General features: G+C 38.8%; 9 protein-coding genes. 3 read left to right on the top strand and 6 right to left on the bottom strand.

The features are described 5' to 3' along the window. Positions 1 to 129: 129 nt before the first annotated feature. Positions 130 to 1,068, top strand: a complete 939-nt coding sequence (locus QNI15_RS19345) for a phosphatase domain-containing protein (RefSeq protein WP_313979203.1) — start codon at positions 130 to 132, stop codon at positions 1,066 to 1,068. A 60-nt stretch (positions 1,069 to 1,128) separates the two neighbouring features. Here QNI15_RS19345 and QNI15_RS19340 read toward each other — a convergent pair whose 3' ends face one another. The 3 genes from QNI15_RS19340 to QNI15_RS19330 all read right to left on the bottom strand — a co-directional run bounded on the left by QNI15_RS19340 (position 1,129) and on the right by QNI15_RS19330 (position 3,263). After that, positions 1,129 to 1,383, bottom strand: coding sequence for an acyl carrier protein (locus tag QNI15_RS19340; protein ID WP_313979205.1), 255 nt, complete (start codon positions 1,381 to 1,383; stop codon positions 1,129 to 1,131). A gap of 210 nt (positions 1,384 to 1,593) precedes the next feature. Next, positions 1,594 to 2,424 carry a hypothetical protein gene (locus QNI15_RS19335; RefSeq protein ID WP_314033090.1) on the bottom strand — a complete coding sequence of 277 codons (831 nt, stop codon included), beginning with the start codon at positions 2,422 to 2,424 and terminating at the stop codon, positions 1,594 to 1,596. 44 nt (positions 2,425 to 2,468) lie between these two features. Further along, a complete protein-coding gene (locus QNI15_RS19330; protein ID WP_313991048.1) occupies positions 2,469 to 3,263 on the bottom strand; it encodes a UDP-2,3-diacylglucosamine diphosphatase in 795 nt (264 codons plus the stop codon). A 233-nt stretch (positions 3,264 to 3,496) separates the two neighbouring features. Between QNI15_RS19330 and fabF the strand changes: the two genes are divergently transcribed. Further along, positions 3,497 to 4,747: a beta-ketoacyl-ACP synthase II gene (gene fabF / locus QNI15_RS19325; RefSeq protein WP_313991051.1), complete on the top strand. Its 1,251-nt coding sequence runs from the start codon at positions 3,497 to 3,499 to the stop codon at positions 4,745 to 4,747. A 59-nt stretch (positions 4,748 to 4,806) separates the two neighbouring features. On the opposite strand, the gene ppk1 is transcribed toward fabF, so the two are convergent. Continuing rightward, positions 4,807 to 6,906 carry a polyphosphate kinase 1 gene (ppk1, locus tag QNI15_RS19320; RefSeq protein ID WP_313992387.1) on the bottom strand — a complete coding sequence of 700 codons (2,100 nt, stop codon included), beginning with the start codon at positions 6,904 to 6,906 and terminating at the stop codon, positions 4,807 to 4,809. 207 nt (positions 6,907 to 7,113) lie between these two features. Further along, positions 7,114 to 9,075 (bottom strand): DNA topoisomerase (ATP-hydrolyzing) subunit B, encoded by a 1,962-nt coding sequence (gene gyrB / locus QNI15_RS19315; RefSeq protein ID WP_314033088.1) that lies wholly within the window; start codon positions 9,073 to 9,075, stop codon positions 7,114 to 7,116. 364 nt (positions 9,076 to 9,439) lie between these two features. Here gyrB and QNI15_RS19310 point away from each other — a divergent pair, with 364 nt between their 5' ends. Continuing rightward, a complete protein-coding gene (locus QNI15_RS19310; RefSeq protein ID WP_314033086.1) occupies positions 9,440 to 10,135 on the top strand; it encodes a hypothetical protein in 696 nt (231 codons plus the stop codon). Between the two features lie 55 nt (positions 10,136 to 10,190). Here QNI15_RS19310 and ileS read toward each other — a convergent pair whose 3' ends face one another. Further along, entirely contained in the window at positions 10,191 to 13,754 is a 3,564-nt protein-coding gene (gene ileS, locus QNI15_RS19305) for an isoleucine--tRNA ligase (protein WP_314033084.1), read from the bottom strand. Positions 13,755 to 13,947: the final 193 nt, after the last annotated feature.

Genomic DNA, 13,947 nt, shown 5'->3' with positions numbered 1-13,947 from the left:
TATAAAAGCCTCGCCCGATAAAGCGAGGCTTTTTATTTGATAGATAGCACTAAACCATAAACTAAAAACAACTCTGTTCTTACAAGAAATACATCTCTATCTTTGACCGGATACACTATACTATAAACTATGCAACAAGTTTTAATCTTAACAGGAATTAGCGGAAGCGGAAAGTCGACCTTCGCCAAACAATTTGTTCAGGATAATCCAAACTGGCTTCGAATCAATCGGGATGATTTACGAAAAAGCATTCTGACTGTCTCATTAAATGACTATTGGACATGGGATGTCAAGGCCATCAACCGTATTGAGATGCTGGTAAATGAACTACAGGAGACAGCTATACAAAAAGCATTGGATAGAGGATGGAATGTGTTGATAGATAATACTCATATCCGCCAAAAATATATCAATGAATTAGTTAATGTTATCTCAAACTATAAAGTCGAGATTCGGTTTAAACTGATTGAGATATCATTGGAAGAAGCAATTGAACGAGACAAACAGCGGCTGGATGTTGTTGGAGAGCGTATTATTCGTGAACAATACGAGAAACTGAGAATACTGAAAAAGAACTTTAATTTTGACAAAGTCATTACACCACAGCCAGAAATTACCATAACACTTGAACAAGATGAATCACTACCTAAGTGTGTACTGGTAGATATTGATGGCACAGTTGCAAAGATGAATGGGCGTATGGCTTATGATTGGAAGCGGGTTGGTGAGGATCTTCCCAAGTGGAATGTGATCAATGTGGTCAAGTCTTTGAAAAATCATGGCTACCATATTATATTCTTTTCTGGCAGGGATGGTATATGTCACAACGAGACATCTGCCTGGATCACACAGTATTTCGATTGGACTGAAAAGGAACATTTTCAGCTTTTTTTGCGAACACCCAAAGATCAGCGCAAGGATAGTATTGTGAAAAAGGAAATGTTTGAAACTTATATTCGCAATAAATACTTTGTAGAAATGGTAATTGACGACCGTGATCAGGTCGTAGCCATGTGGCGAAAAGACTTAGGTCTAACCTGCTTACAGGTAGATTACGGTAATTTTTAAGGCTACTCACTAAATAGAAATCCGAAAATGGAGATATTTTCGGATTTCTATTTTTAAATTTTAAGCTACACTTTTAGGCTCATTTAGCTTCTTCTCAATATAATCTACTGCCTGTCCTACTGTTTTAAGCTGTTCTCCTTCTGTATCTGGAATTCGTATGTCAAAGGCTTGTTCAAATTCCATGATCAACTCAATATAATCCAACGAATCAATGCCCAGATCTTTAATAAAGTTAGCTGTAGGAGTTACCTGAGATGGCTCTATGTTGAGCTTCTCTACCAGCATTTCTGTCACTTTCTCTTGTACATTAACCATAATATATAAAAAGAAAAATACGATGAATACTTAGAATACGTAATGATACTTGTAATTATGAAACAAATGTATAAATCTGAATGGAAATTAAATTTTCGAAATACATCTTTATGTTTGATAATCCAATTTTCACAAAAGAAATTATATTCTATGTAAAAATTGCGCTTTTATCTGTATACCACTAATGTACATCGCCAAACTGCAAAGATACTATTTGAAAGAATATAAAAAACCGGCTTTGTCTGTATAGATAGCTAAATATCGACCTACCAATATGGCAAACTTTGCAGCTACAGGTAGTTTAATACTCCGTTGAGAATGGGAATAGATATTAAAAAAATATAACGTTTCTTTATCTGTAAAATATAGTTCTTCTCCCAAGAACTGAAAATAAGTTAATCCTTTAAAAGGTAATGCTTTACGGTAGTTTCCCAGATTATCAAATACCAGAATTCCAGAATTACGATCAGCCACAAATAATTGATTCTGATACTCCCGTATCCAGGTAATCTGATAATCCTGGGTTTTGAGTATCAGGTTGAGAGGCGAGTTCATTTCCACTTTCTGCCTTTGAAGATCATATTTTTTCAAACTAAAATCTGTATCATCAAATATCCATAACTGATCATCATAAGCAAGTGTCATAACTCTGGCAAATCCTATCTCTTCAGTTTGCAAACGAGCCGGTTGATTGTATCCGGGTAATGGTGTCAGGAAGCGGTCCAGTTGCACATATTGTTGCAAATCTCTGTAAAACACAAGTATCTGCATAGAACGCCAGGCTTCCAGCATAGATACATCTCCAACGACAGCAGGCGAATAGGAATACAATGCATTACCCAAGGTATCATAAGCAGTAATGTTTCCTTTCTCATCAGCTGTGATTAGGCGATCATACTTGTCAACAGAGACTGCAACAGCAGGTGTTGAAGAAATCTGGCGAACCAGAACCGGAGTTTGGGGAAAACATGTTGTTATGATCAACAGACTAAAAATAATCTGGAATAGACATTGACGATATGTGACACATGTGTATTTCAATGGCTAACGAGTAGGTTGTCAACTAGTAGAACCTGGAAGAGTTATTATCCGGTAAAAACCTCTAGATTTATCTTTTTTCCGTCAAAAGATGCATATGTACAGTGATGTATCCATTCTCCAAGATTGGTATACGTCGCGTTTTCGCCTACAGGAAGATTATCCAAAGGCAGGTGTCGGTGGCCAAAGATATAAAAGTCGTGGTGCTGTTGTTGCTCTACCTCTTTGCAGTAACTCCATATCCATTCGTCATCACCCATAAATTTCTCCTCCCCTTTTTTGGTACTGGCAGCTCGACTGCTTTGAGACCACGCATTGGCTATACCCATTCCAAGATTAGGATGGATTCGGGCAAATAGCCACTGACAAAGTGGATTCGCAAATATCTTTTTCAGGAATTTGTATTTATAGTCGCCAGGACCCAGACCATCTCCATGTCCTACCAATAACTTTTTGTTGTTTACAATGAAGGTAGTAGGTTCTCTTAAAACTGGAATTCCTAATTCTTCCTTGAAGTAATTAAACATCCACATGTCATGATTACCTGTAAAGAAAAATACAGGAGTACCCCCATCTGTTAGTTCTGCCAATTTGCCTTGTAGACGTAAAAAACCTTTGGGCACCACATATTTATATTCAAACCAGAAATCAAATATATCACCTACCATAAAGATAGCATGAGCTGAATCCTGTATAGATTCCAGCCATCTTACAATTTTTGCTTCCCTGTTACGACTACTTACAGCATTAGGAACACCTAAATGGAAATCGGATGCAAAATAAATTTTTTTGCCTTCCGGAAGTGTAAGGGTTTGAGTAGGATAAGAATCTGTAGTTGACAAAAGTATCGCGGATTAAGGCACAAAATTGGTCATAATATTAAAATTTTGCAAAAAAGATACCCCATTACCTGATTGCCATAGTGACTTAAGAATAGGAATCAAACTATTTTAATTGAGCTCGTTATTGTTATTTTTCATCAAATAAGGTTTTTTACTGGTAAAAAGATACTATTTTCGCGCCGTTTTGTGATTAATACGTAGTAATTACTGTTTCACTATTCCTTAACTTTATCATGTTACAATTAAAAAGAGTAGTTGTTACCGGCCTGGGAGCACTTACGCCAATAGGTAATAATCTTGCAGAATTTTGGAAAAGCTTAGTAGAAGGCAAAAGCGGGGCTGCTCCTATCACTAAATTTGACACCACTCATTTTAAGACAAAATTTGCCTGTGAACTGAAAGGATATGATCCTTTGCAACATTTTGAGAAACCAGAAGTAAGAAAGATGGATGCGTATACTCAGTATGCATTTGTTGCTGCTGATGAGGCTTTGAAAGATGCGGGCTTTGATCTGGAAAAACTTAACAAAGACAAAGTAGGTGTTATCTGGGGATCTGGCAATGGAGGTTTCTTTACTTTTCAGGAACAGGTAACAGATTATGTAGAAGGTGGAAAAATTCCGCGGTTCAATCCCTTCTTTATTCCTAAGACTATTGCTGATATTGCGTCCGGAATGATTTCTATCAAACATGGCTTTCGCGGAGTAAACTTTACTACTGTTTCTGCTTGCGCCAGTTCAAACTCTGCCTTGGTTGATGCGTTCAATTACATTCGTTTAGGTAAAGCAGTTGCCATTGTTACAGGTGGTTCAGAAGCTCCTATTTGCGAAGCAGGTATTGGAGGCTTTAATGCTTGTAAGGCTCTTTCTACCCGCAATGACAGCCCTGAAACTGCATCCCGTCCATTTGACGTAGAACGTGATGGATTTGTGATGGGCGAAGGTGCAGGATGTTTGATTTTGGAAGAATACGAACATGCAAAAGCACGGGGTGCTAAGATTTATGCCGAACTGGTTGGCGGAGGAATGTCAGCAGATGCATATCATCTTACTGGTACTCATCCTGAGGGTGAAGGTGCTGTATTAGGTATGCAGGCAGCTTTGGAAGATGCAGGTATTCAGGCTTCAGATATTGATTACCTGAATACACATGCAACATCAACTCCATTGGGAGATCTAAGCGAAATGAAGGCAACAGCTACTTTGTTTAGTGGAAACAACAATTTACGCATTTCTGCTACTAAGTCTATGACAGGCCATTTGCTGGGTGGTGCAGGTGCTATTGAGGCTATAGCTGCTGTAATGGCTATTAAAGAAAGTATGGTTCCTGCTACTATCAATACCAAAGAGTTGGATCCTAATATTCCACAAGGACTTAATATTGTAATTGGCAAAAGTGTGAGCCATTCAATCCGTTATGCGATGAGCAACACATTCGGTTTTGGCGGACACAATGCAACCGCTATTTTTAAGAAGTATGAATAATGCTGATAAAACAAAAAAGCTCCAGACTGTGGAGCTTTTTTGTTAGATAATCTTCACTATTAAAACAACTTTGCTTTTTCTACTTCTTCCAGTGTTACATTGTAAAATTCCTTGTGAATATTGAAAGGCGTATTGTCTGTGATGCAACGGTAATACTCTCCGTTTTCCTGCATTACATAAGAGTTAACATTATCTCTAAGGTTGTAAGCCAGAATATTTATAGCTTGCTGTTTGATACGTGGTGATGCCAGTCTGAATAACGACTCTACACGACGATCAAAACTTCGTACCATCATATCTGCGCTACCACCATACACTTTCGGGTCGCCGTTGCTATGAAAATAATACAGACGAGCATGTTCCAGAAAATCTCCCACAATAGAACGTACCGTAATATTTTCACTCAATCCCTGTCTTCCAGGTCTCAAACAACAGATTCCTCTGACAATAAGATTGATAGGCACCCCAGCTTGTGATGCCAGATACAACTCATCTATGGTTTCTTTATCTTCCAATGAGTTGATTTTGATTACAATACCACTAGACAATCCTTTTCTGGCATTTTCTGCCTCCTGCCGGATAAGTTCAATCAACTGTCGGCGCATATCTCTTGGCGCAGTAATCAGATATTGATAGGTGCTTGGAAGAGAGTGCCCTGTTATTACATTAAAAAACTCAGATACATCCTGTGCATAGATCTCATTGGTAGTTAGGAGTCCTGTATCTGTATAGATTTTGGATGTGTCTTCATTGTAATTTCCGCTGGACAAATGGACATAGCGTGTTACACCGTCTCCATCTTTGCGAACTATGAGTAAAAGCTTTGTATGGGTTTTATAACGGCTGATTCCATATACCACAAAACAGCCCGCTTTCTGCAGACGTTGTGCTTCACGAATATTATTCTCTTCATCAAAACGCGCTTTAACCTCAAATAATACGGATACGTGTTTCCCGTTCTCAGCCGCTTTTAAAAGCGCGTTGGTAATACGTGAATGTTTAGCTAAACGATAGATGGTAATCTTAATGGCTAGAACGTCAGGATCTTCTGCTGATTTTTCCAGTAAGTCTACAACAGGTTCGATATTATTGTACGGATGATGAAGTAAAATATCCTGTTGTTTGAGTACGTCAAAAATATTTTTCTCTTTCAGACTTGGCGGTAAGTCCAGTGATGGAACCTGTGGTGGAATCGGAGGAATACGATCACGAAACTCTTTGTGTCCTACAATCTGCCATAGAGAGGTAAAATCCAGCATCTTATCTGCTACAAACACATTGTCGTCATCCAGTTCCCAGCGAGTCTTCAGTGTTTTCATCATCCAGTACGAGGCACCGGGTTCAATCTCTATCCGAACAACACGGCCTGTACGTCGGGTTTTCAGCTTTTGCTTTACTTCATCAATGAAATCAGCTTCTACATCATCACTTTCTTCCAGCGTAAAATCTCCGTTTCGTGTAATCCGGAAAAGGTTCACAGATACAATTTCAACGTTTCGATAGAGCTTACCAATTTCCATGCGAATAATTTCTTCAATAGGAACAAACACGATTTGTTCGTCCCGATAGATTTCAAAGAAACGGGGAAGGTTCTGAGGAATCTGTACAAAAGAAAGTCTTTGTCCTTCGCGACTATCATCTTTGGTTACGACACCAAAGATGAGAACTTTATTTACCAGAATTGGAAACGCATGATATCCGTCAAACACCATTGGTGTAAGCATCGGAAATATCGTGCGCATAAAGTAAGCCAGTACATCCGAACGTTCATCATCTGTTAACTCGGATGGTTTGGCAATGATGAAGTTGTTAAGCTTGAAGAGTGGCTGAAGATGTATCTTAAATTCATCTTGCTGATCTTTGAAAAAAGCCTGCGCCGTATTGAGTAATGTTTTACGAAATGGCATTTCCCTCAAACCTGAATAATCTACACGTTCTTTTCCATAATCTATGTAGTTATATAAACTCCCTACACGAATCATGAAAAATTCATCCAGATTCGATGATGTGATAGCTAAGAACTTAAGTCTCTCAAATAAACCACGTTTGGAATCTTTTGCCTGATCGAGTACCCGCCAGTTAAACTGCAGCCAACTTAGATCCCGACTGATATAATTACTTTGTCCAATTACATTCGAAACTTTCTCACGTGATAACATAGTATCACGTAAACGAAAGATTGGTTGTAGTAAAAATGAAAAAGGGGGAGATGCGGCCTGCCCCTTTTTATCTTCTGTATTTCCAGCTTGATTAAGCACTTTTCTACTGGTTAATGAATGAACAATCCTGAATAATCACTTCCTGTTAAAAAATATCTGGAAAGGTGAATAGAATGTTCATTCATCTTTCCAGACTAACTGTTCTTTTTATACATCTACCTTTGCGTAGCGGGCATTTTTCTCAATAAATTCCCGACGAGGTGCTACTTCGTCTCCCATAAGCATAGAAAACAAGTGATCAGCCTCAGCTGCAGATTCGATAGTTACTTGTTTTAAACTACGGCGCTCTGGGTCCATGGTAGTTTCCCATAACTGTTCTGCGTTCATCTCTCCTAACCCTTTGTAACGTTGAACATGTACAGAATCTTCACGACCTTCTTTCGCTAATTCTTTAATTGCTACATCGCGTTGATCTTCACTCCAGCAATAGCGGAACTCTTTTCCTTTCTTTACCTGATACAGAGGAGGAAGAGCGATATACAGATAGCCATTCTCAATCAGTTGCTTCATGTATCGGAAGAAGAATGTAAGAATCAATGTACGAATGTGGCTTCCATCAACGTCTGCATCTGTCATGATGATGATTTTATGATAACGAAGCTTATCCATATTTAATGCTTTTTCATCACCATCCTTACCAAACTGCACCCCTAACGCTGTGATCATATTTTTGATCTCTTCATTCTCATAAATCTTATATTCCTGCGCTTTCTCTACGTTAAGGATTTTACCACGCAGTGGAAGGATAGCCTGGAATGCCCGGTTACGGCCTTGTTTCGCTGTTCCACCTGCAGAGTCACCTTCTACCAGATATACTTCACAAAGAGATGCATCTGTTTCCGAGCAGTCTGCCAGTTTTCCAGGTAGACCTGTTCCTGATAATACATTTTTACGTTGAACCATCTCACGCGCTTTGCGGGCAGCGTGACGAGCCTGAGCCGCCAGAATTACTTTATTGACAATCTGACGAGCTTCTTTAGGATGTTCTTCCAGCCATGTTTGAAGAATATCAGCAACCGTAGTATTTACTGCACCCGAAACATCTGAATTACCAAGCTTTGTTTTGGTCTGTCCTTCAAACTGTGGTTCTGCAACCTTTACAGACACCACTGCTGTCAGACCTTCTCTGAAATCATCTCCTGCAATGTCAATTTTCACTTTATCAAGCATCCCTTCTTTATCTGCGTATGCTTTTAAAGTACGGGTCAATGCTGCCCGGAAACCAGCTACGTGAGTACCGCCTTCAATCGTGTTGATGTTGTTGACATACGAAAACACATTCTCTGAGTAAGAAGTATTATAGTGCATAGCAACCTGAACCGGAATAGCTCTATCCCCTTCCATGTAAATAACTTGCGGAATAAGTTTTTCACGGGTAGAATCCAGATATTCAACAAATTCAATTAATCCACCCTCTGAATAGAATTCCTCTGTAATAGGGTTGCCATTATCATCTTTCTCACGAAAATCTGTAAGCGTAATTGTAATGCCACGATTGAGATAAGAAAGTTCTCTCAAACGGGTAGCAATGGTCTCATATTTATATTCTGTTGTGGTGAATATAGTTGCATCAGGATGAAACTCTACTGTTGTTCCATGTTTATCTGATTTTCCTATTTCTTTAACAGGATACAGAGGCTTACCCATAGAATATTCCTGTTCAAACATTTTTCCTTCACGTTGAACAGTTACTTTCAGATGTGATGATAATGCATTCACGCAGGATACCCCTACACCATGCAATCCACCCGAAACCTTGTAACTATCTTTGTCAAATTTACCTCCGGCGTGTAGGACAGTCATTACAACTTCCAATGCTGATCTTTTCTCTTTTGGGTGAATATCTGTAGGGATCCCGCGACCATTGTCAACGACTACAATTCCATTATTAGGGAGGATGCTTACTTCAATTCTGTCACAATGTCCAGCTAAAGCTTCGTCAATTGAGTTATCAACAACTTCCCATACCAGGTGGTGCAGACCTCTTACGTTAGTGTCCCCGATATACATACCCGGGCGTTTGCGTACTGCTTCTAGACCTTCTAAAACCTGAATACTGTCAGCACCATAGTTAACGGTTGTGGGTTGCTCTTCTACAATTTCGCTCATATAGTTCTTGTTCTATGGAATAAATTAAAAATTCTTGATAATGAGAATGTTAATACGAAAAAAGTAAGGATTTAAATGAAAGAAGTAAACTACTCCTTAAACGGAAAAATACTACGGTAAAGTTACCATTTTTTTTGCTTTTAGCGAAATTTTTTACCACTATCCATTCCTTTTAATAACGAAAAAAATGGACGAAAAATTTCATTTTATCTAATATCAAGAACTGGCTGTTATAAAGAAATATTTACTAAAAAGTAATCTTTATTACACATATATAATCTCACTCTTTTGGTGTATTTCTGCCTTTATTATAGTTTTCGAAAACATATCTTCAAAAATTTATTACTTAAATTGTCGTTAACATATGAAAAACTTAATTTTATTAAAAACAGCATTATTACTAGTAGTCTTAACACTAATTTCAAGTTGTGACAAATCAAAAGATGAACCTTCTCAACCTAAACCCTCTAAGGAATTTTATATACAAGCCACTATTGATAATAAGAGTACTATTCTGGAAACAGATAATACTGGTGCAAATGGTATGGGAATGGGGACTGGATATAATTCCTCTGGCAATGGAGAGGGAGAAGAATATATGACGCAATTTGGCGGTATTTATAACATCACAGAAACTAATGAAATAGAAATTAGATTAGTAACTAAAGTAATGCAAAGGACAGAAGAAAATAGCGACGTATGGAAAGCAACTATGTATAGTTTATTTAAACCACAAACTTACATCTATGGTAGAGATAGTCAGGATGGTGATACGATAGACGAGGAAAGTTATAAGAATGGAATTGTAATCAGCTATATAGACAACGATGGAGAAGAATGGCGTTCTGATTATGGCTCTGCCGATCAAACAGGTAGTATATTTAAAATCACTTCTGTTGTTAAGAATACCGATCCAACAACTTATCCAACAATGAGGCAAGTAATTACTGGAGAGTTTTCGTGTAAATTGTATAATAAAGCAGGTAAATCTAAAAATCTTGAGGATGGAAAATTTAACATAAGAATTTTATACCACTCTGATTTTAGAATTGATGAATAAACAAAAGAGCCTCTGGAAACAGAGGCTCTTTTGTTTAGTATAAGTATAGGCCAGACTAGTTTATAACTTCCAGTTTGACATTAAGTGTAAACTCATCCAGATCTAATGGTACTGCACCTGTAACCTGTGATGAAATTGCGAGTTCAAGTGCCTGTGTTTCAGAGCAAATGTACTCACGATTGCTTTCCAGTGCTGAGTCTACAAAAGTGTCCAGATTTTGGAATGTCAACCGGATCTTGTCCTGAACTTCCAGACCTGAGTCCTTACGCAGATTCTGAATACGGTTTACAACATCACGTGCAATCCCTTCGCGGCGAAGATCATCATTCAATGTGATATCCAAGGCAACAGTTAAACCACTTTCACTAGCCACGATCCATCCAGGAATATCTTCCGCAGAGATTTCAACATCTTCTGGTGTGATCGTAAGTGATTCTCCATTCAGACTGGTTACAAACCGACCTGTCTTTTCCAGTTCACGGATAGTATCCTGATTCATTGCCTGAATCAATGCTGCAACCTCTTTCAGTTTCGGACCATATTCTTTACCTAGCTTTTTAAAGTTAGGTTTGATTTTCTTTATCAATAACCCGGAAGCATCATCAACATATTCAACCGTTTTGATATTTGTTTCTGAAAGAATCAGATCTGCTACTGACCGAACACGATCTTTCTGATCTTCATTCAGGATAGGCAATAATATACGTGATAATGGCTGACGTACCCGCAATGTGTGTTTCTTACGCAGTGAGTGTACCAGTGACGAATAACGTTGCGCCAGATCCATAGATTCTTCCAGCTTTTTGTCGATACGTTGAGTATCTGCCTTTACAAAATCAGTCAAGTGTACAGATTCTGGTGCCAGTGGCGTATTTTTTGCTTTCGCCTCTTCCCGTACATTGTCGGTCATATTTTGATACAACCAATCCGCAAAGAATGGCGCTACAGGACTTATAAGTTGAGCAATGACAACCAGACATTCTTGTAAGGTTTCGTAAGCGGCTCTCTTATCTTCCGAAAGTTCTCCTTTCCAGAAACGACGACGTGACAAACGTACATACCAGTTTGACAACTGTTCTGTTACAAAATATTGTATCGCACGAGTTGCTTTGGTTGGTTCGTAATTGTCATACGCCTCGTCTACTTCCAGTATTAGTGACTGAAGCTTTGATATAACCCAACGATCCAATTCTGATAATCTTTCATATGGAACCCGATCAAACTCAGAAAGTTTGTAGTTGTCAAGGTTGGCATACATTGCATAAAACTGGTAGGTATTAAACAATGTGCCAAAGAACTTACGTTGTACTTCAACTATGCCATCAGAATATTGGTCAACCAACTGCATCTCGTTATAGAACGCAGCTTCCTTCTTTATGTCGTGGACATAACGTACGCCTTTTCCATCTTCATACACTTTCTCCCAGCTAAATTTGAGATCATCCCATGGGTTAGCATTAGAAATCATATACCAACGTACTGCATCAGAGCCATATTTACCTAAGGCATAGAATGGATCTACTACATTACCCTTACGCTTCGACATTTTTTCTCCATTCTTGTCGAGAACCAGACCTGTTGATACAACATTCTTGAAAGCTATGCTGTCAAACAGCATACCTGCAATCGCATGCAGTGTAAAGAACCATCCACGAGTTTGATCTACTCCTTCTGAGATAAAGTCTGCCGGATAACTATTTTTAAAGATATCCTGGTTCTCAAATGGATAATGCCATTGTGCATAAGGCATTGCACCTGAATCAAACCATACATCGATCAGATCAGGCTCTCTGAACATTACCTTACCACTTGGAGATACAAGATATACTTCATCAACATATGGACGGTGTAGATCGTGTTCTCCCTTGGCTAGCTGCGTCAGGAACTTCTCATTCTTTTCACGTTGCTCTGCTGACAATACTGTATCCTTCAGTGCATGAGTTACACTTTGTTTCAGTTCTTCCACTGATCCTATACATACCTCCTCATCATCTTCACTACGCCAGATAGGCAGAGGTGTACCCCAGAAACGGCTACGACTCAAGTTCCAGTCTACCAGATTTTCCAGCCAGTTGCCAAAGCGACCGGTTCCTGTACTTTCAGGCTTCCAGTTGATGGTTTTATTTAGTGATACCAATCGGTCTTTCATTACTGTAGTACGGATAAACCAGCTATCCAGTGGATAGTAGAGTACCGGCTTGTCTGTACGCCAGCAATGTGGATAGGTGTGTTCGTATTTCTCAACTTTAAACGCCTTGCCTTCCAGCTTTAAGATGATAGAGATGATTTCGTCAGTAGTCTTGTAATCACCCGCTTTCTCATCCTCAGCTGTATAGTTTTTCACATAAAAATCATCTTCTCCCAATGGACGATGTGTCTTTATGCTATATTCCTGTACTTTCTTGGCTAACTGGCTACCTATTTCTTTTACGAATTGTCCTTTACGGTTTACAACAGGCATTTCTTTGTCTGTATCATCTTTCACCATGATAGCAGGGATGCCATTTTGCTGAGCAACCCGGAAGTCATCTGCACCAAATGTAGGCGAAGTATGTACCACTCCTGTACCATCTTCAGTAGTAACAAAGTCACCTACTATCACCCGAAATGCTGGAGCATCAGGCTTTACAAATGGCAATAATTGTTCATATTCCACGCCTTCCAGATCACCACCTTTGAATTCTTTCAGAACTGTCCATGGCAATATCTTATGATCGCCATTCTGATAAGCTTCAAAGTCACCATCTTTTCCTTTTTCAGTAAAGTATTTTCCTACCAGTGCTTTGGCTAATACTACCTGCACAGGAGCATACGTATAGGGATTGAAGGTTTTTACCAATACATAGTCAATAGATTTTCCTACTGTCAATGCTGAGTTGGCAGGAAGTGTCCATGGAGTAGTTGTCCAGGCTAATACAAATACATCAGTCTGAGGTTCTTTTAACTTGAATAAGAATTCAGACTTTGCATTCTCTAACACCTTAAACATCGCAACGATGGTCGTATCTTTTACATCCCGATACGTTCCTGGCATGTTTAACTCGTGTGAACTTAATCCCGTACCCGCTGCTGGTGAATATGGCTGAATAGTATAGCCCTTGTAAAGCAGTCCTTTCTCATGCAGTTGCTTTAATAGCCACCATAAAGATTCAATGTAGTCATTTTGATAGGTAACATAGGGATGCTCAAGATCTACCCAATAGCCCATCTGTTCAGTAAGGTTATTCCACTGATCAGTAAAGCGCATCACGGTTTCCCTGCATTTTTTGTTATATTCCTCTATGCTTATTTTTACACCAATATCTTCTTTCTTAATATTCAGTTCTTTTTCTACCTGCAGTTCAATCGGCAATCCATGTGTATCCCATCCACCTTTACGTTTTACCTGAAAGCCTTTTAACGTTTTATAGCGACAAAAAATATCCTTAATAGTCCGTGCCATAACGTGGTGAATACCAGGTGTTCCGTTGGCTGACGGCGGTCCTTCATAAAACGTAAAACTGGGTTTGCCTTCGCGAAAGCTAACCGATTGTTCAAACAGACGATTCTGTTTCCAGAACGCAAGTACGTCCTTGGCAATCTGCGGATAATCCGCATTTTTATATTCCTTGTACTTCACAGTTTTGAATGACTGAGTGATAGAATAAATAAAAGAGCACGAAATTAGTTAAAAATGCCGAAACAAGTGCCATTTACTCGAAAGAAACACATATTCAGTATCTTGCCAGTTGCAACTCTTGTATCTTCTATAACAATTTTAATTAGGGAAAAAGTTTTCCTGCACCAGTTGCAAATGCCTAGTGGAAAGTAAT

Source organism: Xanthocytophaga flava, from assembly GCF_030068545.1.
GTDB lineage: Bacteria > Bacteroidota > Bacteroidia > Cytophagales > 172606-1 > Xanthocytophaga > Xanthocytophaga flava.
The sequence above is the reverse complement of the archived record's forward strand: the minus strand, read 5'-3'. Positions and strand labels throughout refer to the sequence as shown.

Bases quoted from the DNA above. Each gene is read 5' to 3' on its own strand.
- QNI15_RS19345 (WP_313979203.1), top strand. From the start codon at position 130: ATGCAACAAGTTTTAATCTTAACAGGAATTAGCGGAAGCGGAAAGTCG.
- QNI15_RS19340 (WP_313979205.1), bottom strand. From the start codon at position 1,383: ATGGTTAATGTACAAGAGAAAGTGACAGAAATGCTGGTAGAGAAGCTC.
- fabF (WP_313991051.1), top strand. From the start codon at position 3,497: ATGTTACAATTAAAAAGAGTAGTTGTTACCGGCCTGGGAGCACTTACG.
- ppk1 (WP_313992387.1), bottom strand. From the start codon at position 6,906: ATGTTATCACGTGAGAAAGTTTCGAATGTAATTGGACAAAGTAATTAT.
- gyrB (WP_314033088.1), bottom strand. From the start codon at position 9,075: ATGAGCGAAATTGTAGAAGAGCAACCCACAACCGTTAACTATGGTGCT.
- QNI15_RS19310 (WP_314033086.1), top strand. From the start codon at position 9,440: ATGAAAAACTTAATTTTATTAAAAACAGCATTATTACTAGTAGTCTTA.